The following is a 24,840-nucleotide window of genomic DNA, read 5'->3' on the forward strand; positions in this document are numbered from 1 at the left end:
CCCTATCATTCTACCGGCCCGGGCGCGTCCCTTTGCATTCGGCGGATTGGGGGGCAGGAACGCCGCGTGGGGCGCCGGATCCCGCTCCGCGGCCAAGGGTGGTCTGGAGTTGCCCGAAGGCCTTCATTAGGATTGCTGGATGGCTGAGAATTCAAAGTCCGTGTTGTTGCCCATGGTTGCCGCGGCGGTGTTCGCCGGCCTGGGCAGGATGGTCTTCCAGAAGATCAAGGCGGACAGATTGGCCCGCGAGACGCGGATGGCCGGCCCGGTGGATGAAAAGACCAGGCAGTGGATCAGCGAGGTGGTGCGGACTCCGCGCCACTAGTCCGCCTCCCGGCTCCTAACTCGTCAGGGCGTCCTTCGGGGCGCCCATTTTCATGCGCAGGGACTGGCAGTACAACGCGTGTGACAAGCGAAAATTTTTCAAATGTGCTCTATGTCATATCCCGCTCTCAGTCTGTACTCTGTGAACAGTCTGGTCTCAGCAAATTACAAAACCTGTAATTCCCTCTGCAGTGCCAGTCGTTCGGGGCCGCCCACCAAGTCTGGGCGGCACATCGTGAAAGGGTTGCACGTGAAATCAACTGGAAAGAGCCCCTTGCGGGCTGGGGGACTCCGGAAGGCGGCCGCGCTGGCCGTCGGGTTGCCCCTTATCCTCAGCTCGCTGGCTGTGGGGCCCGCTTCGGCGGCCCCTGGCGGCCAGGATGGGGGGAATGCTTCCTCCAGCGCAAAGGACAGTCAGTTCAAGGACGGCCGGTACATCGTGGTGCTGGCCGGACCCGCTGCTGCCGCGTATGAAGGGGGAACTGCCGGGCTGGGTGCAACCAAGCCCCAGCAAGGCAGGAAGCTCGACGCCGGCAGCCCCAACTACAAGGCCTACGACGCCCACCTGCGTAAGCAGCAGCGTGATGTTGCGGCCGCCCAGGGAGTCACTCCGGCCAAGCAGTACACCGCAGCCCTGAACGGGTTCAGTGCGGAGCTGACCGCGGCGCAGGCTTCGGCGTTGTCCAAGGACAGTCGCGTCCTGGTGGTCGCACCGGATGTTGAAAACAAGCCGGACTACACCACCACCGACTTCCTCAAGCTCACCGGTCCCGATGGTTCCTGGGCCACGCAGTTCGGTGGACAAGCCAACGCCGGCAAGGGCGTGGTGGTGGGCGTCATCGACTCCGGCTACGCACCCGACAACCCCTTCCTGCAGGGCGAAGCGCTGAAGCCGCTGCAGGGCAGCCCGCAGGTCGGTGTCCCCTATCGCACCGCTGACGGCAAGATCGCCATGCTCAAGGCAGACGGCACCACCTTCGAGGGTGAATGCCAAAAGGGTGAGGGGACCGGGGCAGGCTTCGACGGATCGCTCTGCAACTCCAAGGTCATCGGTGCCCGCTACTTCGCCGATTCCTTCCTTCAGTACGTTGCACCGGGGAACCGGGCCCCGGAAGAGCAGATCTCCCCCGTGGACGTCGGCAGCCACGGCACCCACACCGCCACCACGGCAGCCGGCAACGCCAACATCGAGCAGGTCATTGACGGGGCCAGCTTCGGCAAGAGTTCAGGTGTTGCCCCGGCCGCCAAGGTCTCCGTGTACAAGGTCTGCTGGGAGGACACCAATCCGGACACCGGCGGCTGCTACTCCTCGGCTTCGGTTGAGGCTGTGGAAGCAGCCATCAAGGACGGCGTCGACGTCCTGAACTACTCCATTTCGGGAAACAACAACAGCACCACCGATCCTGTCGCGCTGGCCTTCCTGAACGCCGCAGCCGCAGGAATTTTCGTCTCGGCTTCCGCTGGAAACTCCGGCCCCACGGCCTCCACCGTGAACCACGCGTCGCCGTGGCTGACCACGGTGGCTGCTTCCACCTTCCCCAGCGACCTGCAGGGCACAGTCGAGGTATCCGACGGCTCGCTGTACCGCGGCGCCTCCATCATGAAGTCCGAGGTGGCTGACAAGCCAGTTGTTGTCGCCGCTGCAGCCGCCGCTCCCGGCGCCGCGAATCCCAACCTGTGCGGTCCGGGAACCCTTGACGCCGCAAAGGTGGCCGGAAAGGTCGTGGTCTGCGACCGCGGCGTGGTGGACCGGACTGCCAAGAGCAAGGAGGTTATGGACAAGGGCGGCGTGGGCATGATCCTGGTGAACCTCACCAGCAGCTCCGAGGACGCGGACAACCACGTCATCCCCACGGTCCACGTCAACGCCCCCAAGAGCCTGGAACTGAAGTCCAAGCTGGAAGCCAACCCGGCGCTGACCGTCAGCCTGGTCAAGGGCGACCTGACGGGTCTGCCCCCTGCTCCGGCGCCCCAGATCGCAGGCTTCTCGTCACGCGGACCCACCCTCGCCTCAGGCGGTGACCTGCTGAAGCCGGACATCTCCGCCCCGGGCGTCAACGTCCTGGCCGGGGTCTCCACCATCGGCAACCACGGTGACCAGTTCGGATTCATGTCCGGCACTTCGATGGCCGCACCGCACATCGCCGGTTTCGGCGCCCTGGTCCTGGGCAAGCAGCCCAAGTGGACCCCCGCCATGGTCAAGTCCGCCATGATGACCACGGCCTACCCGCTGGTCAATGCCGATGGCTCGCCCAACACCGACCCGTTCCAAGGCGGTGCCGGGCACATCGATTCCACCCGGGTCCTCGACCCCGGCCTGGTGTACGACTCCGGCATCCAGGACTGGCTCGGCTTCCTCAACGGCCAGGGCGTGGACACCGGCGCTCCGCAGGCAGGATCCATCGCTGCCCGCGACCTCAACGTTCCCTCCATTGCCCTGGGCAGTCTGGTGGGGGAGGTCCAGGTGAAGCGCAAGCTGACTGCGCTGGTGCCGGGCATGTACCGGCCCGAGGTGAACATGCCTGGCTTCAACGTCAATGTGGAACCCAAGGCCCTGAACTTCGCCAAAGCGGGCCAGACCCGCGAAGTGACCGTGACCATCCGCAACGTCAGTGCACCCGTGGGCAAGTTCAGCACCGGAAGCCTCACCTGGAAGGGTCCGCGGACGGTGAGCTCACCGATCGCAGTCCGCCCGGTTGATGCCCAGATTGCCCCTTCGTTCTCGTTCAGCTCCCCCACTGGCACCGGCAGCGGCACCATGGAACTGGTGTCCGGGTCGGACAGCCCCATCGCCGTGGGTGTGGAGGGTCTTGCACCGCTGAGCCAGACCGCCATCACCAAGACGCCGGGCGAGTACGCGCCGACCAATGACGCGCACAACGCCCTGCTCCAGGTGAAGGTGCCCGCCGGCGCCTCGTTTGCCCGGCTGGGCATCCAGGCGCAGTCGAACGACGTCGACTGGGACATGGTGGTCTACGCACCCAACGGTTCCGGCGGGCTGACCGCCACCCAGGTGGCCACGGCATCTGCCAGTGAATTCCTGGACATCGAATCACCGCGCGCCGGAACCTACTACGTGGTGGCCAACCTGTACGCCACACCGGACAACGGGCCGGCCACTGCTTCGGTGCAGGCGGTGAGCTTCGCCGGTGACGCGGGGAACCTTACGGTGAACCCGAACCCCATCGTGGCACCGAACGGAACCGCCACCTCGGCCACGCTGAACTGGACTGGACTCGCGGAAGGCTCCTACCTCTCACGGCTGAGCCTTGGCAGCAACGGCATCAAGACCTGGGTGAACGTCCAGGTGGGATCCGGCTCTGCCCCGGCCCCCGCCGGGGCTCCCCAGCTTGGCCTGGCCCAGGCGGTACCCGCCACCTGACGGGGTAGACATGGGGGGAGGTCCCGGGTGGTCGTCAGGCCGCCCGGGACCTTTTTCCGTTCCCGCGGCTTCTTCCGTTGCCGGGGTAGCTAGGTGGCCGTGCCGCCCAGCAAAGGGGCCATGGCTTTCCAACGTGCGATTTCGCACCCATCTGTGCGGGTGAAGGTGGAGTGCACGCTGCGCCCCCGGAATGTCCCGGTGACCACGGCTACCTGCGGGCCGCCGTACTGCTGGGTGCACAGCTTGGGCGGTCCGGGCTTGGGGAAGAAGATGTCCTCGCCGAAGCGCTCCACGGCTGCCAGGGCCGCCCCTGGATCCGGCAGGGTGGTCCCTGGATCGGGGTGGCCATCGTTGGCCAGCAGGCGGAATACGTGTTCGGGAGCTTCCGGGTCCTCCCGGATGCTGATGGTCAAATCGATCACCGGGATACCCCTTCTGCCGTGGCCCCAAGCTCCGCCGCGAGCCTGTTCCGCAGGGTCCCCGCTTCCGCTGCAAATGCCCGCTGGTGCTCGACGTAGGCGGCTTTGCCCTGGGGCGTCTCGATGGCAATGGCAGGGTACCCCCAGTCGGCCAAATCGTAGGGGGACGCCTGCATGTCCATGGCCCTGATCCGCCATGACAGTTCAAAGCAGTCCATGACCAGCTCGCTGGACAGTGCAGGCAGTAGTTTGTAAGCCCACTTGTAAAGGTCCATATTGGCGTGGAGGCAGCCCGGTTGCTCCAGGTGCCGCTGGGTTTCCCGGCTGGGGGAATGTTCATTGAGCGGGATGGCGTCCGGAGTGTAGAAGCGGAACGCGTCGAAGTGGGTGCAGCGGATCCTGTTGTCCTCCACCACCTTGTCGGTGCCGGCCGCTCCGAGACGGAGCTGCAGGTACTCATGCCGGAGGTCGAACTTATCCTGGCGGTAGACCATGGCCCACTCGTGCAGGCCGAAGCAGCCAAACTGGGCGGGCCTGGCGGCAGTGCCGCGAAGGATGATGCCGGCAAAGGCCACTGCTTCCCGGCGGTCGTCGAGGAAGGCGCTCCGGTCGAAGGTGACCGCGGTGCTGCCTGCAGCCAGCCCCAGGGAGGCGAGCTCGCCGTCGTCGAGCTTCCGGTAATGCTTCCAGCCAACCCGTGTGGTGGCCTGGCTGCCGGTGAGGACCGTACCGGCACCTGGGTGCCAGCGCTTCAGCTGGCCCGGTTTTTGGGTGTAGTAGGTGAAGAGGAAATCCTCCACGGGATGTTTTTGCCCGGCGGACCGGCGGGCCAGGTAGGGATCGGCATAGCGGCTGACACGCTGCACGTGGGCCTCCTCCCGGTCCCGCGCACAGTCCGCAGCCAGGAGCTTAAGAGGCTCCACCGGCCGCGCCCAAAACGTCCTTGGCGGCATCCCAGGCACTGATTTCACATCCATTGGTCCGGGCGAAGGATGAATCGACGGCGACTCCGTCCACCACGCCCGTAATGGTCGCCTTCTGCGGCCCGCCGTACTGCTGCGTACAGGCCTGGGAGCCGGACGGTTTCGACGGAGCCAGGATATCCGGATTTGCCTTGATTGCCGCGCAGGCGGCAGCGGCATTGGGATGGCTGCTTTCCGCGGCCGGCGTCCCCGAGCTGCAGACCAGGGTGTAGTCGACCTCCGCTGCGCCCTGGGCCGGCACCACGGTGATTGCCAGTTCGGCGTTCCCTTGCCCAGGTCCGGCGCTTGGCCGCGATGTGGCGGGGGCAGGGGCCGCTACCGAGGTTTCAGTGTCAGGGGAGGGGGTGGCAGAGCCAGCGGCAGAGCTGGAGGAGCTGCCCGGATTGGTCGAAGGTGCTGTGGACGCGGACGTGCCGCTGTCAGGGGTACCACTGCAACCGGAGACCAGCCCAGCGGTCACGGCCAGGAAGACTGCGAGTGTCCGAATATTGCGCATCAGTCCACCTCTCGTTCGTCCCGTAATTCTAGTCGCTTGACCGGGTGTCGGCAGTCCCCGGCAGGACCTCGCTCGGTTCGACTGGGGTCACTGCGAGGTGGCAGCGATGAGCCCCATCATCGAGGCATGCAGTTCAGTGACCTGTTCGCGGGTGAGCCCCAGCCGTTCCATCATGGTTCCCGGGACCTGCAGTGCCTGTTCCCGCAGGGCCGCCCCCTTGGGAGTCAGTTCGACGGCGAGTGCACGCTCGTTCCCCTCGGCCCGCCGCCGTGTGATCAGATCCGCTGCTTCCAGCCGGCGGAGCAGTGGAGAAATGGTGGCCGGTTCCTGCGCGAGCGCCTCACTGATGTTCCGCACTGTCCGTGGGCTGTCTTCCCACAGGCAGAGCATCACCAGGTACTGCGGATGGGTGAGGTTGAGCTTTTCCAGTACCGGTTTATAGGCCCCCACCACGCTCCGGGCAGCCACCGTGAGGGCAAAGCAGAGCTGGTGTTCCAGCAGCAGGTCTTCCTCTTGGACCCCTGCCGCTGCCGCGTCTGTCGCTATTGCTTCCGTCGCCGTTGTGGCGGTCATGGCCCCTCCAACTGTTAGTGCACTAATCATTAGTGTACATTTAATGGAGGTAGAGGGTGAGTGGAAGGAACTTCTTCATGGGTAGGAACAAGTCCGCGGACAAGGGCAACGCCTCCCAGCGCTTCATGCGCGTCACAGGAAAGCTGCGGGCAGTCTTCGGACCCGCCAGCCGCACCGCCCTGGGGCACGACATGACTGAAGAGAACCGCAGGCTGCTTGCCCAGCGCCAGGCGGAGACCCAGCAATGGGAAACCATCACCAGGGCGGACGGCAGCACCTACGTCGTCCCAAAGAACCCTGAAGACCGCTCCCTGCGCTAGAAGTTCCGCGCCGTCGACTGCGGCGCCTTTTTCACTGCCCGGGCTTAAAATAAGGGCACTGGCTCCCGCCGGAGCCGGCTGCACTTTCGCCCGAGGCTCGGGAAGGGGGTGGATACAGTGGCACATGTCCTCAGCGGCTTCATGAGCCTGACTGAGAGGCTCCGCTTCGTCTTCGGTCCCGCCACCCGACTGGATACCGATGCGCCGGTGGTGCACAAGCACGATGAATTCGAACAGGCCTCCGAAGAGGAACTTACGCACTTCGTGGTCGAAACCGACTCCAACGGACACCATTACGCCGTGCGCCGCGAAGACCTGGAACGCGGGAGCTGATTCTTCCCGGCACGCTCCGCTGATACCTGGAAGCCCAGAGCACCAAAAAGCCGGGCTGCCTTCCCCTTGGCAAACCCAGGGAAGGCAGCCCGGCTTTTTGCCGGCGCGGCTCTAGCGGCCGGTGCCGCCGTAGACCGTGGCTTCGCTTTCGGTATCGAGTCCGAACGCTTTGTGGATGACGCGCACGGCCTCGTCGAGCAGGTCGGCGTGGGTCACCACGGAGATCCGGATTTCGGACGTGGAGATCATGTTGATGTTGATGCCGGCATCGGACAGCGCCTTGAAGAAGGTGGCGGAAACGCCCGGGTGGGACCGCATGCCGGCGCCGATCAGGGACAGCTTGCCGATCTTCTCGTTGTATTCGATGGCCTCGAAACCGATCTGGTCCTGCGCGGCGTGAAGGGCAGCCAGGGCGTCGGCGCCTTCAATGATGGGAAGCGTGAAGGAGATGTCGGTCTTGCCGGTGCCGTGGGTGGAGACGTTCTGCACGATCATGTCGATGTTCGAGTGCGCGTCGGCGATGACCTGGAAGATCGCGGCGGCCTTGCCGGGGATATCGGGGACGCCGACTACGGTGACCTTCGCTTCGGAACGGTCGTGCGCAACGCCGGAGATGATTGGCTGCTCCAAGGCAACTCCCTCTTGAGTGGTGATCTTGTCGTCGGCGCTGGGGATGACCCAGGTGCCTTCATGCTGGCTGAATGAGGAACGGACGTGCAGCGGCACACCGAACCGGCGCGCGTACTCAACGCACCGCAGGTGGAGGATCTTGGCGCCCGAGGCAGCGAGTTCCAGCATCTCTTCGCTGGAGATGGTGTCGATCTTCTGTGCCGACGGGACAACACGCGGGTCGGCGGTGAAGATGCCGTCCACGTCGGTGTAGATCTCGCAAACATCAGCTTCAAGGGCTGCGGCCAGCGCCACTGCTGTGGTGTCGGAGCCGCCGCGGCCCAGAGTGGTGATCTCGTGGGTGGTGCGGCTCATCCCCTGGAAGCCGGCCACGATGGCGATGTTGCCCTTGTCCAGGGCGGTACGGATGCGGTGCGGGTCGACGTCGATAATCCGGGCCTTGCCGTGGATTCCGTCGGTGATCATGCCCGCCTGGGACCCGGTAAAGGACTGGGCGGAGGCGCCGAGCTTGTTGATGGCCATGGCCAGCAGCGCCATGGAGATGCGTTCGCCGGCCGAAAGGAGCATGTCCATTTCGCGGGCGGGCGCGGAGTCGGTGACCTCGGCGGCGAGGTCAAGGAGTTCGTCCGTGGTGTCGCCCATTGCCGAGACAACCACCACTACCTCGTTGCCGGCCTGCTGGGCAGCCACCACCCGGGCGGCGACGCGCTTAATCCCTGCAGCGTCCGCAACGGAGGAGCCGCCGAATTTCTGCACAATGAGCTGCTTGGTCACCGCGCCGGCGGCGGGAGCTGCCTGCGGCTGTGTTGCGTTGTGCACTTCGGTGGTGGGCGTACTCATGCGCGTACCTTCGTTGGGTCAATTGGAGTTCTGGGAGGCCAGGCGGCCCGGGCGCCGGGTGGGCGCGGCATTCCTTGGGACAGTTTATCGCCGTGCCCGGAGGGACGTTTAATTGTGACCACATACCGGCCACGGAACATGGTGGCGTCGGCTCGGGAAGGCGGCGGCTCCAGGTTGGATGATGTACGACGGCGGATGGCGGCCCGGTGCGTCAGCCCAGGGCGTTGCGGCGGCCTTCGAACGCCCGGCCCAAAGTGACCTCGTCGGCGTATTCCAGGTCGCCGCCCACGGGTAGGCCGGAGGCAAGGCGGGTGACGGCAATGCCGATGGTCTTCAGCATGCGGGCCAGGTACGTGGCTGTTGCCTCACCCTCGAGGTTGGGGTCGGTGGCGATGATGACTTCCTGGATCTCGCCGTCGTTCAAACGGGTGAGCAGTTCGCGGATCCGCAGTTGGTCCGGTCCCACACCGGCAATGGGATTGATGGCGCCGCCCAGCACGTGGTACCGGCCGCGGAACGACCGGGTGCGCTCCACTGCCAGCACGTCCTTGGACTCCTCCACCACGCAGATTACAGCGGGATCACGGCGCGGGTCGCGGCAGATGTTGCACAGCTCCTGCTCCGTGACGTTGCCGCAGACCGTGCAGAACTTGACCCGTTCCTTGACGGTGGTGATGGCCTCCACCAATCGCTTCATGTCCTGGGGATCAGCTTCAAGGATGTGGAACGCCAGCCGCTGCGCGGACTTGGGTCCCACCCCCGGAAGGCGTCCGAGCTCATCGATCAGCTCCTGGACAGCACCTTCGTACACGTTTCCCTCTTCAGATTGGTATGGATGCGGGTGGATCGGTCACGGGTTGTGGCTGCCGGGGCAGCCTTGCCCAGGGTCAATAGCGTGGCGGAACAGGGCTGCCGTCCAGGGACCGCTCTTCAATCAGCTTGCCACCCAGGATGCGCTCCACAGCCGCCCGGCCGAACACACCCGACTCCTCAATGGTTTCGTCATCGGCGCTTGGGATGTCCTGGACATAGGCACTGGGAGCGGCGGTTGCCCTGGCGGGCGCCTTGGCACGACCGGCCTCAGCTTCCGGACTGCTTGAAAGCCGCTGGTACAGGCTTTGCCGTGTTTCGGTTCTTCCGGCGGCCGGGGCAGTTGCAGGCGCTTGTGGGCGCGCCGGTGCAGCGGGTGTAACAGTGGCGGGTGCAACAGTGGCTGGCGAAACCGTGGCGGGCGCAGCGGAGGCCATGGCGTATTCGGGTACCGGGGCGGGCTCCGGTGACGACGCCTGGTAGCTTTCCGTGGCGGAGGCCGGGTGGCCGTTGCCGGAAACTGACCCCGGATCCCAGCCGTGCCCTGGCGTGGCAGCAGGCAGCGGGGCCACGGGAATCGAGGGCGGCACCTGGGCCGTTGCCGGCGCGTAGTGCGGAACGGTGGCCTGTGCTCCGATGTTGTCGCTGCCGGAGGCGGCTACGGGTTTGGCACCCACGTTGCTCTTGTCTCCCACAACCCAGACGCCGGGAGCCTGCTCCACGGCCCGCGTCCATGGATCGTGCGGCACGCCGGCCGGCTCAGCGGAGGGGTTCGCGGACTGGGGGGCGGCACTGTCCGCGCGCGGAGCGACGGCCGAACTTCCGTGGGCCCGCGTACCAGCCCCCTGGCCGTCGGCAGGCGGGCGGCCGCCGGGTGCAGGGGAGGACGGGGCGCTGCGGTTGGCAGGACCCCCGGAGGGCTCCCAGTCCATGGGAGGTTCCTCGTCCAGCGGGGGAGCGTCCTCGTCCCGGGGCGGTCCCCAGTCATCATCGGAGTAGGAGTAGTCACCGCCGGTTGACGAGTGCGGGGACTGGCCGGGGTAAGGGCCGGAGGCGCCACGTGGGGTTTCCGGCCTCCCGGCCGCCGCCTGGACGGGTTCAGGGGCCTGCTGGCCGCGGCCGTTCACACCCTGTGGCGGATCTGTTTCAGCGATGTCGCCCGCAGCGGGCGTGCCCTTCGGTGCGGCCGTTGCCGGGCTGGCGGCAACGGCAGAGCTCCCGGAACTTCCGCTAATGGCGGAGGTACCGGCAGTGGGGGAACCACCGGAACGTTCACTTGGTTGGGCTGCCGGGCCGTCCGGAGTTCCGGGGGCGGTCCTGGACGTGGTCGAAGGGGCCGGCGCCTGCTGGAACGTTGAGGCAGGGGCCTGTGCCGGTGAGGCCGGTTGGACGGGCGAGGCAGGGGCCTGTGCCGGTGACGCCGGTTGGACGGGCGAGGCAGGGGCCTGTGCCGGTGAGGCCGATTGGGCCGGCGCAGGAGCCAGACCCCAGGCAATGTCAGCTGAAGTGGCCGGAACCACCGGGCTGGCGGGCACTTTTGGGTTTGGCTCAGAGCTCGCCTGGCTGGCGCCACCGGCAACGGCGTGGATCTGGCAGTCAAGGCCAACGGTCCTGTGGATGGCCTGGCGAAGGTTGTCGGAGTGGTCTGCCCGGCCGAAGGCGCCTGCAAGTCCGGACGTGGTGAAAGCCAAGGTGAGGACGCTGCCGTCGAACGCGCTTACCTGCGCATTGGGCTCAACAAGCGCCCAGGTGCTGCGCTTGATCTTGGACAGTGCCTGCAGGACGTCCGGCCACGCCCTGCGGAGGACCTCCACATCACCCATGGCCGGGGGGCCGGCGGGTGCTGTCCTGCCCGGTGCAGCCTGCTGCGGCGCGGGTGCCTGGCTGCCCGGGGCCTGGGGCGTGGCGGGCGCATTGGAAGCCTGCCCGGGTGCCGCCCAGTGATCCTGTGGCTCGGACGCTGGGCCTGCATGCGGCGAAGCGTTCGCGTCCGGCACTGCGTGGTTGGAAGCTGCAGTCCCGGAGCCCTGCTGCGTCCGGGCCGGGGCGGGTTCCTCCACAGGCCAGTCGCTGGTGCTGACCCTTGGCGGTGTAAGCGGGCTCCGCGGTGCTTCGGCGGCGGGGGGGCTCTGGCTGCCGGCCGCGTGTGCGGCAGACGCAGCGGGCCTGGACGGAGTGGTCGGCTCTTCGGCCGGTTGCGCGGCAGGGCTGGTCGGCGCCTGCTCGCGGCCCGCTTCAGGGCTGGCTTGCTCCGGGGCAGGGCGGGGACCGGCTGATGACGTGCCGGAAGCCGCGGCAGGAGTTCCAGCAGGGGCTGCCGCCGTTGCTGCCTCTGCCGGGCCTGCCTGAACTGAAGCGGCTGCTGGTACTGCCGGGGCTGCGTCGGCGGGAGCTCCGCCGTCGTTCCCTGCGTAGTTCAGCCGCCGCTCCACACGGTCGATCCGTGCAGCCATGCCGCGTTCGTTCTGCTCAGAGCTGGGCAGCAGGATCCGGGCACACAGCAGTTCCAGGTGCAGCCGCGGCGACGTGGCGCCGGTCATCTCCGTCAAAGCGGTATTGGTGACATCTGCGGCGCGGGAAAGTTCCGCGGCGCCGAGGTTGTGGGCCTGGTTCTGCAGCCGTGCGATCTGGTCGGCCGGCATCCCGCGAAGGATGGCGTGGGCGCTTTCGGGCATTGCCTGGACAATGATCAGGTCGCGGAAGCGCTCCAGCAGGTCCTCCACGAACCGGCGAGGATCGTGGCCGGTCTGGATGACCCGGTCCACGGCACGGAAGACGGTGGCGGAATCGGAGGCGGCGATGGCCTCCACGACGTCGTCCAGCAGTGAGGCGTGGGTGTATCCCAGCAGCGCGACGGCAAGTTCGTAGTCGAGGCCGTTGGGCCCTGCGCCTGCCATGAGCTGATCCAGGACCGAGAGCGAGTCACGGACGGAGCCGCCGCCAGCCCGGATGACGAGTGACAGCACGCCCGGGGCAACGGGGACGCTTTCCTGGCGGCACAGGAGCTCGAGGTACGCCATCAGCGGCTCAGGCGGCACCAACCGGAACGGGTAGTGATGGGTCCGGGACCGGATGGTGCCGATGACCTTGTCCGGCTCCGTGGTGGCGAAGATGAACTTGATGTGTTCCGGCGGCTCTTCCACGATCTTCAGCAGGGCGTTGAACCCGGCAGAGGTGACCATGTGGGCTTCGTCGATGATGAAGATCTTGTAGCGGTCGCGTACGGGGGCGAAGGTGGCCCGCTCGCGGAGGTCCCGTGCGTCGTCGACTCCACCATGGCTCGCGGCGTCGATCTCGATGACGTCGAGGGAGCCGGAGCCGCCCCGTGCCAGCTCGATGCAGCTGGGGCAGGTTCCGCAGGGGGTGTCGGTGGGACCCTGAGCGCAGTTGAGGCAGCGGGCAAGGATGCGGGCGGACGTGGTCTTTCCGCAGCCCCTGGGGCCGGAAAAAAGGTAGGCGTGGTTGACCCGGTTCTTCCGCAAAGCCGTCATGAGCGGCTCGGTGACGTGCTCCTGCCCGATAACGTCAGCGAACGAGTCGGGACGGTATCTGCGGTACAGGGCGGTAGTAACTGTCACAGAGAAAACCCTACCAATCCGGGCTGACATCATGCCGCCCTGTGGGGGAATAGTAAAGACCCCCCATGCACCCGCCAGAGCCCGTCTACCCTTGCTACCTTCCGGTCCTGGGGGAGTTCAACAGGATGACGCCACATGAGGGGCCGTCAGATACTTTACCCGAACATGTGGCCCGACTCGAATCGGGTTCCCGTCACCGCCAGCCTTCCACGCGCCAGGTCATGAAGGCGGGCTCCTCGTACGGGTGCGCGGCACGCAAAGCAGCCACGACGGCGGCCAGCACCTGCTCATCGACCACGCACTCGATGCGTTCCTCGGTAACTACTTCAGGGGTGCCTGGCCGTCCAAGGAAGGGTCGGGCGCCTTCTTGCGGTGTGAACCTCCCGGTCCCCGGCGTGACGAAAGAGCAGTGGGAGTAATTGCCCAAGCGGCCAGCTCCAGCGTCGCCGATGGCATCCAGAACCTCCCGGGTGTGGGACGTGGGGACGTAAACCACCAGTGCATGCAGCTCTGCCATGGCCCCTATCCTGCCCGATGCCGCAAGGGGCCGAACACTTCGCGCATTCCATTGCTTATCCCCGCCGCAGCCGCGATCATTGGAACGTACACCGATTGGGGCAATCTCAAGGTTGTGAGCTGCGTGGCCTGGTTGGACGGGACGGACCCGGCAGCTCAACGGTGCACCAGGGAATGGGCGCATTGGGGGCGTCCATTTTCAGATTAAAGACACCGACAGAAGTCTCCGCGGTGTGCGGACGCCGACGCCCCAAAGCTGCTCCGGACGGGCCAATTGGGCGATGCGGAAAAGTTCAGGTAATCTGGTACCTGCTTTTGATTCAGAAGCAGATGGAGAATTCGCCTAGCGGCCTATGGCGCACGCCTGGAACGCGTGTTGGGTTAACGCCCTCGGGGGTTCAAATCCCCCATTCTCCGCCGGTCAAGAACCCGGTCCCAGCAAACGTTGGGGCCGGGTTCTTGCTTTTCGCCGTCGTCGGCACTCTTTACCCGGCCTTTTTCATGTCGCCGGCCTTGTCGGCGAAGGCTCGCTTACGCCAGGTTCGCCGACGGCTCCCCGAGCCGTGTCAGGCGCTGCCTCGCGGCGATTTCACTCGGACCCATGCGCCGGCCAATGCCGCCCAGGGCGAGGTGTACGACGCCGAGCACCACCTTCGTGGCCAGCCTCACCGGAAGGGGAAAGGGGCCCAGCCGTGGTACAGAAAGCCCCAGCATCTCGCGGTACCGGGGTTCCAAGCTGTATACGGCGCCGGTAAACAGGATGCGGTAGCCGGGCCTCAGCAGGGGATGGAGCGGAGCTTTGCGGAGGAACTGCACGGTTTCCTCCACCCGTCCGTCTGCCCTCAGCTGGCCCTGCGCGTACCACCGATCCAGTTGGCTGCGCATCTCCGCTTCAGTCGTCGGCGGGTTTTCCACCCCCATCATCCGGCCCGCTTGTGCCCACTCCCGGACGTAGGCGTCGGCGCCGCCGGGAATGGGGCCGCCCCAGATCTTGTGGGCTGCGAGGAAGCCGTCCGTGAAGGCGATGTGGATCCAGCCGGCGAGTGCCGGATCGTTGGCACTGTAGGTGCGCTGGCCGCCGTTGTTGTCCTGGTAGCTGCCCTGGACCGGCTCGTGGAGGTGGCGGACACGCCGTGTTGCCTCCTCCGCCGCGGCAGTGGATCCGTACGTCACCGTGAAGATCCAGCGGATGGTGTTGGCCAGCCGGCGCAGGGGGTCATCACGGAAGTTGGAGTGCTCGTGAACGCCCGCCAAGGCGCCCGGATGCAGCGACTGCATGAGCAGCGTGCGGATGCCTCCCACGATGGGCGTCATGGAGCCGTGTACAGCCCAGACCGCTGAACCGGGCAGGTGGTAGCCGGCGTCGTCGCCTTCGGCCAGGCGCACCGACCACTCCGGCGGGGCGTCGGCCTTGCCTGAAAAGGTCTTTTTGACTTCGTCCCGCCATGTACGAAGGACATTGCGCATGAACCATTGTTGCCCATTCCGGCCCGGACAGCAGTGCTCATGGCTTCAAGCGCAGATCCGCATCCCCTAAGGCCCGATAAAAAACCCGTAATGCCCCGGCCCGGGGTTTCCACCTTTGAGGTCCTGTGGTCCCATGGGACATACCGTCGAGACAACGTGCGGCAGGCCACGTCGTGGAGTCAGTCAATTGGCGAAGAAATCCGTGTCCGGCAGCAGGAAGCCGGAGCAGCGAACGTTTCCCCCCGTTGCCCGCGCCGCCGCCGCTGCAGGTGTGATGGCCGCGTCTGTTTACGCCGTCAACCTTTCCGCCGCAGAACCGGGACAGCTGGCAGGGTCCGTGGCGCCTGCCGGAGTCAATCCGGGTGTTGCCGCTCCCTTCGGAACCCCGGACGCCGGCACGGGCCAAAAGGTGCAACGGCAATCAGCTCCGCCGGCATCGGACCAGGTTGTTGCGGGCGCACTTCCGCCTGCCATCCTGTCCAATCCGCAGGTCACCCTGGCGTTCCCGCACACCTCGATTGGAGGTGCCGACCAGGTGGGACCGGGGGCCCTGACCTTGGGACCCGCCGGTGCGGGCAGGCCGTTGGCCGGCTTCCTGATGTCACCGCTCCAGTCCCTTGACGCCAGTTCGCCTTACGGTCTCCGGGTCAGCCCGCTCAGCGGGACAGCGGGGGACTTCCATTTGGGCCAGGACTACGCAGCGGCCTGCGGCACGCCCGTCTACGCCGCCGATTCAGGTGTTGTGCGGGCCGCGGGCTGGCATCCTTGGGGCGGCGGCAACCGGATAGAGATCGACCACGGGGACGGCCTCATCACCACCTACAACCACCTTGAGTCCATCGGCGTGCGTACCGGCGACACGGTGAAGGTGGGCCAGGTTGTTGCACGCGTGGGCACCACGGGATGGTCCACGGGCTGCCACCTGCATTTTGAGGCCATCCTCAACGGCCGCTACACCAACCCCCTGCGGTGGAGCTTCCTCCAGCTCCGCGCGCTGGGCCAGGTTCCGGCCGACATGGTGTCGTTCGCGCCGGGGCAGGGGACCTCCACCGGCACGATCAGCTGGACCATTCCCCTCCAAGTGGACCCGGGCGATGGATCGCCCGCGGCCGGGCTGCTCCCGTCGCCATTCCCGCCGCTCCTGCCACGTGTTCCGAACCCGCTGCCGTCCGAACCTACGGGTATTGTTCTCCCGCCTCCCAGCGCGCAAAGGACGACGTCGGCCCCACCACCGCCCGAACCTTCCGGAGGTGCCGTGCCGCCTTCGTCCGGCCCGGCACCCAGCGGACCGCCGGCTGCTGAGCCAGCCCCGGCGCCGTCGCCCACTTCGCCGAGTCCGTCGCCGTCGCCCGCAGAGCCAGCCAACCCGACTCCTACGCCTACTGAGCCTGCACCCACGGGGCCGGTGCCGAGTGACCCTGCCCCGACTGAGCCGGTACCGAGTGAGCCTGCCCCGACTGAGCCGGTACCGAGTGAGCCTGCGCCTAGTGAGCCGGCCCCGTCCGAACCTGTTCCCGCGCGGGATGAACCGGACCCGATCGAGCCTGCGCCGACTGAGCCTGCGCCCATCGAACCGGTACCTAGTGAGCCGGCCCCGTCCGAGCCGGCACCCACGGATCCTGTTCCATTGCCCACCGAACCTGCCCCCATCGAGCCCGCGCCTATCGAGCCCGCGCCCATCGAACCTGCACCCATCGAACCTGCACCTATCGAGCCCGCGCCTATCGAGCCCGCGCCTATCGAGCCCGCGCCCATCGAACCTGCACCCATCGAACCGGCGCCCATCGAACCCGCGCCCATCGAACCTGTTCCGCCGCCGCCGGAACCGGCACCGGCACCGCAGCCAAGCGAACCCCTGCCAACGGCGCCCGCACCTGAGCCGGCGCCGACGACGGTGGCGCCTGCGCCAAGCCCCACGCCCTCGTTGACTGGACCTGCACCAACAACGCCGCCCGCCTAAGGAAATTACCTTCCTGACCCGTACATTGGGGCCACGGCACCGAACTCCCCATATGAACAATCCTTCACTGATGCGCAGCCCGCGCCCCCTGTATCCGATTCCGTTGATCCTCAACGACGGCACCAGGACGAGTTTCGGGCAGTTCAAGGGAAAAGTAGTTCTGGTGGTCAATGTCGCCTCCAACTGTGGCTTCACCCGCCAATACGCCGGCCTCGAAGCTCTCTACGGCAAGTTCCGGGACCGGGGTTTCGAGGTCCTGGGCGTCCCGTGCAACCAGTTCGCGGGGCAGGAGCCCGGTACAGACGACGAAATCGCTGACTTTTGCGAACGGAATTTCGGCGTTACGTTCCCCCTGACGGCCAAGACTGATGTCCGCGGCAGGAAGCAGCACTTGCTCTACGGCGAGCTCACCAAGTTCCGGACCGGCCTGCTGCCGGGGCTGGTGAAGTGGAATTTCGAGAAGTTCCTGGTCAGCCGCGAGGGGGATGTAGTGGCCCGGTTCGCCCCCACGATCGAGCCGGACTCCGCAGAGATCATCGAGGCCATCGAGCATGCGCTCGGATAAAAGGTGGCCCGGCGATTTGCCCACGCAAAAGCGCAGTTCTTGTAACTTTTTCCACATCAACGACGGCAATTTACCCCATGTTTGCCAAATGTCTGATTGGATAAATATTACTGAAGGGTACAAGGGAAGAACGGCTTCCCACCGACCATAGAGGTAGCAATGGAGCACATCGAGGCCGAACATCCCCGGCCGCGCCACTTCCTACTCCACCTGAGCGATCCCCACCTGTTGGGAGGTCCAGAACCCCTCTACGGAACCGTCGACAGCGAAGCCAGGCTCATCCAGCTCTTCGACGAAGTCAAAGCGTCCGGCGCCAGGCCCGAAGCCGTGATCTTTACGGGCGACCTCGCCGACAAGGGCGATCCCCAGGCCTACGTGAAGCTGCGCGCCATCGTCGAGCCCGCCTGCAGGGAGCTTGGCGCCCAGGTTATTTGGGCTATGGGCAACCACGATGATCGGGCCAATTTCCGCCAAGGCCTGCTGGACCAACCCGGCACGGATGAGCCGGTGGACCACAGCTACTTCATTAATGGGCTGCGCGTCATCACGCTGGACACCACCGTCCCGGGCTTCCACCACGGCGAATTGAGTGCCGCCCAACTGGAGTGGCTGGCCCGGCAGTTGGAAACCCCCGCACCGGACGGCACCATCCTGGCCCTCCACCACCCCCCGGTCCCATCCGTGCTGGATCTTTCGGTGCTGGTGGAACTGCGGGACCAGGCGTCGTTGGCCGCAGTGGTGCGCAACTCTGATGTCCGCACCATCCTGGCCGGGCACCTTCACTACTCCACCACGGCGGGCTTTGCCGGCGTTCCCGTCTCGGTCGCGTCCGCCTCCTGCTATACGCAGGACCTCAACGTTCCGGCGGGAGCCACCCGCGGGCGGGATGGCGGCCAGGCCTTCAACCTGGTCCATGTCTACGAGCACACCATCGTGCATTCTGTGGTCCCGCTGGGCAGCTCGCCCACTGTCGGCGAGTACGTGTCACCGGAAGAGACCGCCCGGCGGCTGGAAGCGGCCGGCATCCGGATCCCGGAAACCACCAAGCAGCGCGGCAGCGCCAGGCTTGGAAGCCCTATTCGGCGCTAGGGCCGCCGATGCCTGGGTGCCGGCCCCACGTGTGCGGGCCGGCACCTGCGCCCTGACCGCCCGGCTACTTTTCCCAGGGTGCCTTGATGGGGAAATAACGCTCCAGGAAGTTCGTCACCACTTCGGCGCGCTCATCGGCACTGACTTCAGGGAAACTGCCATCGTTCAGGCAGAAGAAGTCCATGTTCCGCTTGGCGAGCAGCTTGGGCAGGTACTTCAGTCCCGCGCGCATGGTGGTGTCCACGTAGCGCACCTTGGCCGCTGTCTGGGTGACGGCCCGGCCGGTGAGCAGGGCGTAGTAGTGGTAGAACGAGTTGGTCACGGAGATGTTGTCCGCCGCACGGAACCGGCTGGCCGCCGTCTTGCGGAACTCCTCCGGGAACTCCTGCTCCATCTGCTCCACCAGGCTGCGCCGCAGGGGCGCGGCCGTGTGCTCGAGGTGCCGGGTGGTGATACGGCCAAACCGGTTCCACAGGAGCTTGCGGTTCACCCGGGCGGCATTTTCGAAGCCGCTGCGCTCGGCGTCGTTCTCGCCCAGTCCAATCCGGGTTTCCGCCTCGATGAACTTGGTGATCCCGCCGGGAGTGAAAAACATGTCGGGGCTCACTGGGCGGCCAAAGAACATGTCGTCATTGGAGTACAGGAAGTGCTCGGACAGCCCCTCGATGTGGTGCAGCTGGCATTCCACAGCCTGTGAGTTGTGGGTGGGCAGCACGGAGGGGTCGGCGAAGAATTCTTCACTGCGGACAATGGTGACGGACGGATGGTCCGCCAGCCAGGCAGGTGCGGGGGAGTCGGTGGCAATGAAAATACGGCGGATCCAGGGCGCAAACATGTACACGGACCGCAGGGCGTACTTGAGTTCGTCGATCTGCCGGAACCGTGCCTCGTGTTCATCACCTTCGCCCAGCACGTGCCCCTTCTGCTGGGCGCGGCGGGCGGCGATGTATTCCGGGGAACTGCCATCCACCCACGAGAAAACAATGTCGATGTCGAAGCTGATGTCGCTTGCATGGTCGGCGAACATGTTCTCGATGGTGGGCCAGGTGTGGCCGTAACGCTCAACAGTCCCGCGAACTGCATCCTGGCGCAGCAGCGTCCGGCGGGTCAGGGAGTTCTCAATGGGGAGGATCAGCTGTTCCCCCTCGAAGGACCACAGCTCGATCTGGACGCCGGCGGAGGCGCCGAACTCAAAACCGCCCACCGGCTCCACCCGCGGCCGGTACAAGCGAAAAATTCGTGCCTGCCGGCTGGGGGACAGTTCACCGTCTGCCACCAGGACGGAGGTCTTCTTCTTGGCATCCACCGTCATGGAGTAGAAGGGCTCATCGCGGCAGGCCTCCACCAGGGCGGCGCGGAGCTTCTTCCGGTCCTTCCAGTCCACGGCCAGCACAGGGCGGTCGTTGTTGCCGCGGACCAGGAGGTAGGAGAGGTCGGCGTTCGCCAGGACATTGCGCAGGAACAGCAGGTCTTCCACCATGGCCTGATAAGGGGTCCTGGTGTCATTGGTCAGGGCGTAGCGGCCCTTGTGCCGGATGACGTCAGTCCGGTGGCTGAGCCGCTGCTCCGCCGCCCGTGATGTGATCTCGGCGTGAAATTGTTCCTCCACGGACGCCTGGCCGCCGTAGTAGACCTCGTCCTGGACCGGTGCTTCTGTAATGGTTATCTCCGCGCTTCTGGAAGTGGGCATTCTTACCTGCATGATAGTCCTGCCGGAGTAACTGCATGTTCCGGGGCGCCGTCGGGGCCCCGCAGTGACCGTCGGACGGCAGCCCGGCAGGGGCTCAGTCGTCCAGCGCCTCGCGCCATGCGCGCAGGAAGGCGCCGCCGGCGTCGTCATGGATAACCGTGGCTTCCAGCCCCAGGTCCTCCGCCGTGAGTACCGGGTAGGGCTTGTTGGGTACACCGTCGGCAGGACGCACGTCGACGTGCTTCACGGCGTGGTCATTGTGGTGCAGCCAGTCGGCCATGGCGTAGTCAGTGCGCGAATCACCCACGGTCCGCCACGCCTGCGGCGTGATGCCCTCGGCGGCAAGCAGCTCCACCGCCCGGCTGGCGCCCAGGTCCTTCCCCAGGCGCACGGACTCGATGTCCGTGGAGATGATGGTGGGATCGACGCGGTAGTCCACCTCGTCGTCGGAATTGGGGACGTGGTGGTCCAGGCGGACAACGCCCAGCCCGTGGCGCGCCATAAGCCCCATGGCCTCGGCGTCGAACAGCTTCTGCTCGGCCAGGTAGTCGGCGCTGGGTACATCGATGTGCTGCTCCACAGACACCATGGCGCGCTTGGTCTCATCAAAGAACATGTGAGCCGCATAGTCCTCTGCCACCAGCCGGCGGATGTCATCGCCGTACGCTGCCGGCACGGCCAGCTCCCGGTCCACGTGGATGGGACCCGGCCCGGTGGAGGTGTAGCTGAACCAGACCGCCCCCTTTTCGCAGATGGCGTGGATGACGGTGCCTGCCGGGATGCCTGCCGCGATCATCGGCTCCATCACCTGCTCGCGGATGAAGGCGTCGGAGCGGCCGGTGTTGAAGATGACGGGGATCCCTGCCGCGGCGAGGGCCACCAGGTCACGGATGATGTCCGGCTTGACGTTCCGGGTCACCGGGCTGGCCACCGGTCCGTCCACATCCAGCAGGAGCGCCAGCGGCGGTGGGGACGGCAGTCGGATTCCGGGCGCGGGTACGGCGGGGGACTCGGTTGCTGTCATGGCTCCATTGTCTCAGCAAGGCCGGCGGTGCCTGCGCAGGCACCAAGCGCGCGGACGTGGCGTTTTGTCACTGTTTGGCTACAACCTGGCACCTGCCAGCCCTGCTACTTTCGCTGGCGCACTGCGGTGCCTACTGTGGCATGGTGATATTCAAAGCTGTGGGCGAGGGCCGCCCTTACCCCGACCATGGTTACAACACTCCGAAACAGTGGGCATCCCTGCCGCCGCGGCCCGTCAGGCTGGACGAATTGGTGACCACCAAGCGCACCCTGGACCTGGAAGCGCTGCTGGCAGAGGACTCCACCTTCTTTGGTGACCTTTTCCCTCACGTCGTGCAGTACCAGGGCACGTTGTACCTGGAGGACGGGCTGCACCGCGCCGTCCGGACCGCACTGCACCAGCGCACTGCAATCCACGCCAGGGTCCTGGTGCTCGATGGCTAGGAAGCGGCCGCAGGACCCCGGCGTCCTGCATGGCCACCATGTTGTTTCCGGCCCGGAGCTGCGCGCCGCCCTGGAGGCGGCCAAGGACGCCGATGAGACCGCCCGGGTGCGCCGCCGCGTTTTGCACGGCGTGGTGCTGGTTCTGCTGATCGGCCTGATCGCGGCCGGCATCATCCTTGCCATGGCCATCATCAATGGCCGGCTGAAAATTCCTGCCGCCGAACCGGCCCCGACGCCGGTATCGTCCTGCCCCGCCTCGACCTTCGATTACACGCCCAACGACAAAGTCAGCCTCAATGTCCTGAACTCCACCAGCCGGGCCGGGCTCGCCCGCTCCGTGGCGGACGAGTTCCTGGCCCGGAAGTTCGTGGTGGGGAACGTAGCGAACGTCAACGCCGGCTACCGGGGCGTGGCTGCGGTGGTGTCAGGTGCGGCCGGACAAGCCGCGGCTTTCACGGTGCAGCGCAATCTCCAGGGGTCGGACTATTTCCAGGACGGCAGGACCGACGCCAGCGTTGACGTGATCCTGGCGCAGGACTACAAGGCGCTCGTCTCGCCGGAGCTGGTGGACCAGACGCCGGGCCAGCTCAGCTGCCCCAGGGAAAGCCGGCGCATAGCCGACCCGGACAAGCTGCCCGTCACCCCTGCGGCCTGATCATTTTGCCCCTGATTTCTTGGGCCCCGCACCTGGTGGCTGCTTGCTAACTGGCCACCGCCGGAAGCTGCGCCACCCGAATGGGCCGCCCCTCGTCGTCGAACCTTGCACCTGCGCCCAACTGGATGAACCGCACGGTCCGGGCCACCCGGGCCTCCAGTTCGGCGGGCTCGTCGCTGCCCCTCGCCGCGCTGGAGGACAGGGTGCCCAGGATCAGCTGTGACTGCTGGCCCACATCGGCCACCGGCAGGTAGCCCTGCTCCATGCCGTCCCGCAGGATGCCCTGGAGCAGGACGCTGAGCTCACCCACGTGGTCGGAAAGCTTGGCAAAGGACGACGGCGACAGTACGGCACCCATGGCAGGTCCCGGCGGGAGGTGGCGGCGACTGAGGTCAACCACCTGGGCGCGGACGTACAGGGCCAGCCGTTCCACCGGGTTCTCCAGGCGCTCCAGCGCGTCGCGCAGGTCGGAGAGGAACTTCTCGGTCTCATCGAGGGCGTAGGAGATCAGGAGCTCTTCGATGTCCGCGAAGTAGTTGTAGACGGCGGTCCTGCCAATGCCTGCATGGCGCGCAACATCAGTCATGGTCAGCCCTGGAAGGCCGTGGGTGAACAGTAGCTCGCCGAAAGCGGTGAGGATGCGGCGCTGGGTCTCCGCGCGTTGTTCGGCATTGCTGGCCGCTGAAATCCTGGGCATGCGGACACTTTACCGCTATGTGTCAGTAAAGTGCGCTAGACGGCGCAGCCGTCCGGACCGCAGGCTTCAGCTTCCGTGGAATTGACCAGGACCAGAGGATTCGCTTCCTGCCATGCCTGGTTCAGGGCGGCGGTGAACGTCTCCGTGGGCTGGGCTCCGGACAACCCGAACTTGCGGTCGATTACGAAGAACGGGACCCCGCTGATGCCCAGGCCACGGGCCTCCTGGAAATCGAACCGGACCTCGTCCGAGTACTTGTCCGTGGTGAACAGCTCATCCACCTCGGGAGCCGGCAAGCCCAGGTCCCTGCCGAGGGCGGTCAGATACTCCCGGCTGCCGATGTCCTTGCCGTGCTCGAAGTGATCGCTGAGCAGGCGTTCCTTCGCCGCATCCTGCTTGCCGTGTGCCGCGGCCAGGTGGATCAGGCGGTGGGCGGTGAAGCTGTTGGCCACCACCACCTTGTCGAACCGGTAGTACAGGCCTTCGCCCTTTGCCTGCTGGGCCACGTGCTCGAACATTTGGGAGACCTGCTGGGCCGGCATGCCCTTGCGGCTGCTCAGGTACTCCAGTTCGGTGCCGTCGTAGTGTTCCGGCAGCGTGGGATCCAGCTGGTAGCTCCGCCACACCACGTCAACGGCGTCGCGGTGGGGAAATGCAGCCAGGGCAGCTTCGAACCGTCGCTTGCCGATAAAGCACCACGGGCACGCGACGTCCGACCAGATCTCAATCTTCATGTTTCTCACAACCCGCGTACCGCGGGCGCCATTCCGGGGCGGCGGTATGACATTCAGCACACTGGGTCTTGTCTTGGAGCCGCTGCTGGGTAGATAGTCGGAGCAGAGGCGTCGAGCAGCGGGCCCTTTCGAAGTGGAAAGCACCGCGGAATACGAAATTGTCCCGGTGGAAGTTTCGCCCGGCCAGCTGGGGAGCCCGGCCTGTATCACCTGGGAGGCCAGGAATGCGGATTGGACTGGTTTCGGGACCTTGGATTCCCGTTCCCCCCGTAATGTACGGGGGCACTGAAAGAGTAGTTGACACCCTTGCCCGCGGCTTCATGGCCGCAGGTCATGAGGTGTTACTGGCGGCGCCGACGGAGAGCGCGTGTCCCGTGCCGCTCGTTCCCGGAATGCGTCCGGCATACTACGGCGGACTGGGTACCACCATGTCGGAGTTGAGCCATGTAATCAGGGCCTATGAGGGGCTGCAGGACGTGGACGTCATCCACGACCACACCTTCATTGGGCCCCTCTACCTGCACCGGCCGGCAGGGGTGCCGGTGGCGACCACTATCCACGGGCCCATCCACGAGCAGGCGGCAGACATCTATCGCGCCGTTGCCCGGAAGGGCGCTGTCATTGCCATTTCAAGGGACCAGGCATCACACGCACCCACGGTTCCCGTGACCCGCGTGATCCATCATGGCATGGACCTTTCGGCCGTACCGGTTGGGTCCGGAAGCGGCGGCTACCTGTGCTTCCTGGGCCGCTCGTGCCCGGACAAGGGCCTTGTTGAGGCCATCACCATCGCCCGGCAGGCCGGGATGCACCTGAAGATCGCGGTCAAAATGCGGGAGCCGGACGAAATCCGCTACTTCCGGGAAGTTATTGAACCAATGCTGGGTCCCAACGAGGACTTCGTGGGCGAGGTGGACGACGCCGCCAAATACCGGCTGATGGGGGAGGCAGCAGCCTTCCTGAACCCCATCCAGTGGGCCGAACCTTTCGGGCTGGTGATGATCGAAGCCCTGGCCACCGGTACGCCCGTGGTGGGGACGTACATCGGCTCCGCCCCGGAAATCGTGAAGCACGGGCGCACCGGGTTCCTCGGAACGACAGAGGAACTGGCAGGCTTCATTCCCGCTGCTGCCGCCCTGGACCGGGCTGGTTGCCGCAAATCCGTTGAGGACAAATTCAGTGCCCAACGGATGGTGGCCCAACACCTGGAACTCTTCGGTGACCTGATTGAGGGACGCATGCCACCAGGGGTTCCACACGGTACCCGCTTGCACCAGAATCGATAGGGGCAGAACTGCTTTTCCGATCCCCG

Annotated in this window: 23 protein-coding genes, 1 tRNA gene and 1 other RNA gene; 11 read left to right on the plus strand and 14 right to left on the minus strand. The window is 65.9% G+C overall.

Annotation, left to right across the window (positions count from 1 at the left end; translation table 11 throughout):
• Positions 1 to 139: 139 nt before the first annotated feature.
• Both LFT49_RS03450 and LFT49_RS03455 read left to right on the plus strand, forming a co-directional pair.
• On the plus strand, positions 140 to 325 hold the full coding sequence (locus LFT49_RS03450; protein ID WP_237429756.1) for a hypothetical protein: 186 nt from the start codon (positions 140 to 142) through the stop codon (positions 323 to 325).
• A 249-nt stretch (positions 326 to 574) separates the two neighbouring features.
• Positions 575 to 3,706: a S8 family serine peptidase gene (locus tag LFT49_RS03455; protein ID WP_237429757.1), complete on the plus strand. Its 3,132-nt coding sequence runs from the start codon at positions 575 to 577 to the stop codon at positions 3,704 to 3,706.
• Between the two features lie 89 nt (positions 3,707 to 3,795).
• Here the strand turns inward: LFT49_RS03455 and LFT49_RS03460 are convergent, their stop codons facing one another.
• The 4 genes from LFT49_RS03460 to LFT49_RS03475 all read right to left on the minus strand — a co-directional run bounded on the left by LFT49_RS03460 (position 3,796) and on the right by LFT49_RS03475 (position 6,177).
• Positions 3,796 to 4,128, minus strand: a complete 333-nt coding sequence (locus tag LFT49_RS03460; RefSeq protein WP_237429758.1) for a serine protease inhibitor — start codon at positions 4,126 to 4,128, stop codon at positions 3,796 to 3,798.
• The gene (locus LFT49_RS03465; RefSeq protein WP_237429759.1) at positions 4,125 to 5,078 is read right to left on the minus strand and encodes a 3-methyladenine DNA glycosylase; all 954 of its coding nucleotides are present in this window, start codon (positions 5,076 to 5,078) and stop codon (positions 4,125 to 4,127) included. The genes LFT49_RS03460 and LFT49_RS03465 overlap by 4 nt, the downstream gene beginning before the upstream one ends.
• Positions 5,035 to 5,604, minus strand: coding sequence for an SSI family serine proteinase inhibitor (locus tag LFT49_RS03470; RefSeq protein WP_237429760.1), 570 nt, complete (start codon positions 5,602 to 5,604; stop codon positions 5,035 to 5,037). The genes LFT49_RS03465 and LFT49_RS03470 overlap by 44 nt, the downstream gene beginning before the upstream one ends.
• An 87-nt stretch (positions 5,605 to 5,691) precedes the next feature.
• Positions 5,692 to 6,177, minus strand: coding sequence for a MarR family winged helix-turn-helix transcriptional regulator (locus LFT49_RS03475; protein ID WP_236800945.1), 486 nt, complete (start codon positions 6,175 to 6,177; stop codon positions 5,692 to 5,694).
• A 77-nt stretch (positions 6,178 to 6,254) separates the two neighbouring features.
• Between LFT49_RS03475 and LFT49_RS03480 the strand changes: the two genes are divergently transcribed.
• Both LFT49_RS03480 and LFT49_RS03485 read left to right on the plus strand, forming a co-directional pair.
• Positions 6,255 to 6,497 carry a hypothetical protein gene (locus LFT49_RS03480; protein ID WP_236800946.1) on the plus strand — a complete coding sequence of 81 codons (243 nt, stop codon included), beginning with the start codon at positions 6,255 to 6,257 and terminating at the stop codon, positions 6,495 to 6,497.
• A gap of 117 nt (positions 6,498 to 6,614) precedes the next feature.
• On the plus strand, positions 6,615 to 6,830 hold the full coding sequence (locus tag LFT49_RS03485; RefSeq protein WP_236800947.1) for a hypothetical protein: 216 nt from the start codon (positions 6,615 to 6,617) through the stop codon (positions 6,828 to 6,830).
• Positions 6,831 to 6,941: 111 nt separating this feature from the next.
• Here LFT49_RS03485 and LFT49_RS03490 read toward each other — a convergent pair whose 3' ends face one another.
• The 5 genes from LFT49_RS03490 to LFT49_RS03510 form a co-directional block, all read right to left on the minus strand.
• Positions 6,942 to 8,300 (minus strand): aspartate kinase, encoded by a 1,359-nt coding sequence (locus LFT49_RS03490; RefSeq protein ID WP_236800948.1) that lies wholly within the window; start codon positions 8,298 to 8,300, stop codon positions 6,942 to 6,944.
• Positions 8,301 to 8,511: 211 nt separating this feature from the next.
• Positions 8,512 to 9,111 (minus strand): recombination mediator RecR, encoded by a 600-nt coding sequence (recR, locus tag LFT49_RS03495; RefSeq protein ID WP_236800949.1) that lies wholly within the window; start codon positions 9,109 to 9,111, stop codon positions 8,512 to 8,514.
• A 76-nt stretch (positions 9,112 to 9,187) separates the two neighbouring features.
• Positions 9,188 to 12,718: a DNA polymerase III subunit gamma and tau gene (locus tag LFT49_RS03500; protein ID WP_373462152.1), complete on the minus strand. Its 3,531-nt coding sequence runs from the start codon at positions 12,716 to 12,718 to the stop codon at positions 9,188 to 9,190.
• A gap of 21 nt (positions 12,719 to 12,739) precedes the next feature.
• Positions 12,740 to 12,836, minus strand: an RNA gene (gene ffs, locus LFT49_RS03505) — signal recognition particle sRNA small type.
• 45 nt (positions 12,837 to 12,881) lie between these two features.
• Positions 12,882 to 13,205: a hypothetical protein gene (locus tag LFT49_RS03510; protein WP_237429762.1), complete on the minus strand. Its 324-nt coding sequence runs from the start codon at positions 13,203 to 13,205 to the stop codon at positions 12,882 to 12,884.
• 331 nt (positions 13,206 to 13,536) lie between these two features.
• On the opposite strand from LFT49_RS03510, the gene LFT49_RS03515 reads away from it, so the two are divergent.
• Positions 13,537 to 13,621 (plus strand) — tRNA-Ser (locus LFT49_RS03515).
• Between the two features lie 114 nt (positions 13,622 to 13,735).
• Here the strand turns inward: LFT49_RS03515 and LFT49_RS03520 are convergent.
• Entirely contained in the window at positions 13,736 to 14,671 is a 936-nt protein-coding gene (locus tag LFT49_RS03520) for an oxygenase MpaB family protein (protein ID WP_237429763.1), read from the minus strand.
• Between the two features lie 274 nt (positions 14,672 to 14,945).
• Between LFT49_RS03520 and LFT49_RS03525 the strand changes: the two genes are divergently transcribed.
• From LFT49_RS03525 to LFT49_RS03535, 3 genes are all read left to right on the plus strand, one after another.
• A complete protein-coding gene (locus LFT49_RS03525) occupies positions 14,946 to 16,631 on the plus strand; it encodes a M23 family metallopeptidase (protein ID WP_237429764.1) in 1,686 nt (561 codons plus the stop codon).
• Positions 16,632 to 16,683: 52 nt separating this feature from the next.
• On the plus strand, positions 16,684 to 17,196 hold the full coding sequence (locus LFT49_RS03530) for a glutathione peroxidase (RefSeq protein WP_237429765.1): 513 nt from the start codon (positions 16,684 to 16,686) through the stop codon (positions 17,194 to 17,196).
• A 159-nt stretch (positions 17,197 to 17,355) separates the two neighbouring features.
• Positions 17,356 to 18,285 carry a phosphodiesterase gene (locus tag LFT49_RS03535; protein WP_236800956.1) on the plus strand — a complete coding sequence of 310 codons (930 nt, stop codon included), beginning with the start codon at positions 17,356 to 17,358 and terminating at the stop codon, positions 18,283 to 18,285.
• A 64-nt stretch (positions 18,286 to 18,349) separates the two neighbouring features.
• Here LFT49_RS03535 and LFT49_RS03540 read toward each other — a convergent pair whose 3' ends face one another.
• Together LFT49_RS03540 and LFT49_RS03545 are read right to left on the minus strand one after the other, a co-directional pair.
• The gene (locus tag LFT49_RS03540) at positions 18,350 to 19,975 is read right to left on the minus strand and encodes a stealth family protein (protein WP_373462145.1); all 1,626 of its coding nucleotides are present in this window, start codon (positions 19,973 to 19,975) and stop codon (positions 18,350 to 18,352) included.
• A 94-nt stretch (positions 19,976 to 20,069) separates the two neighbouring features.
• The gene (locus tag LFT49_RS03545) at positions 20,070 to 20,999 is read right to left on the minus strand and encodes a hypothetical protein (RefSeq protein ID WP_237429766.1); all 930 of its coding nucleotides are present in this window, start codon (positions 20,997 to 20,999) and stop codon (positions 20,070 to 20,072) included.
• 143 nt (positions 21,000 to 21,142) lie between these two features.
• Here LFT49_RS03545 and LFT49_RS03550 point away from each other — a divergent pair, with 143 nt between their 5' ends.
• Positions 21,143 to 21,442 (plus strand): type II toxin-antitoxin system VapB family antitoxin, encoded by a 300-nt coding sequence (locus LFT49_RS03550; protein WP_181422479.1) that lies wholly within the window; start codon positions 21,143 to 21,145, stop codon positions 21,440 to 21,442.
• A complete protein-coding gene (locus LFT49_RS03555) occupies positions 21,435 to 22,097 on the plus strand; it encodes a LytR C-terminal domain-containing protein (protein ID WP_236800958.1) in 663 nt (220 codons plus the stop codon). The genes LFT49_RS03550 and LFT49_RS03555 overlap by 8 nt, the downstream gene beginning before the upstream one ends.
• A 46-nt stretch (positions 22,098 to 22,143) precedes the next feature.
• Here the strand turns inward: LFT49_RS03555 and LFT49_RS03560 are convergent, their stop codons facing one another.
• Positions 22,144 to 22,794 (minus strand): TetR/AcrR family transcriptional regulator, encoded by a 651-nt coding sequence (locus LFT49_RS03560; RefSeq protein ID WP_237429767.1) that lies wholly within the window; start codon positions 22,792 to 22,794, stop codon positions 22,144 to 22,146.
• A 35-nt stretch (positions 22,795 to 22,829) separates the two neighbouring features.
• Positions 22,830 to 23,528, minus strand: a complete 699-nt coding sequence (locus LFT49_RS03565; protein ID WP_236800960.1) for a DsbA family oxidoreductase — start codon at positions 23,526 to 23,528, stop codon at positions 22,830 to 22,832.
• A gap of 224 nt (positions 23,529 to 23,752) precedes the next feature.
• Between LFT49_RS03565 and LFT49_RS03570 the strand changes: the two genes are divergently transcribed.
• Positions 23,753 to 24,814 carry a glycosyltransferase family 4 protein gene (locus LFT49_RS03570; RefSeq protein WP_237429768.1) on the plus strand — a complete coding sequence of 354 codons (1,062 nt, stop codon included), beginning with the start codon at positions 23,753 to 23,755 and terminating at the stop codon, positions 24,812 to 24,814.
• The last annotated feature ends 26 nt before the right edge of the window (positions 24,815 to 24,840 follow it).

The sequence above is a fragment of the Arthrobacter sp. FW306-06-A genome, assembly GCF_021870055.1.
Taxonomy (GTDB): Bacteria; Actinomycetota; Actinomycetes; order Actinomycetales; family Micrococcaceae; genus Arthrobacter.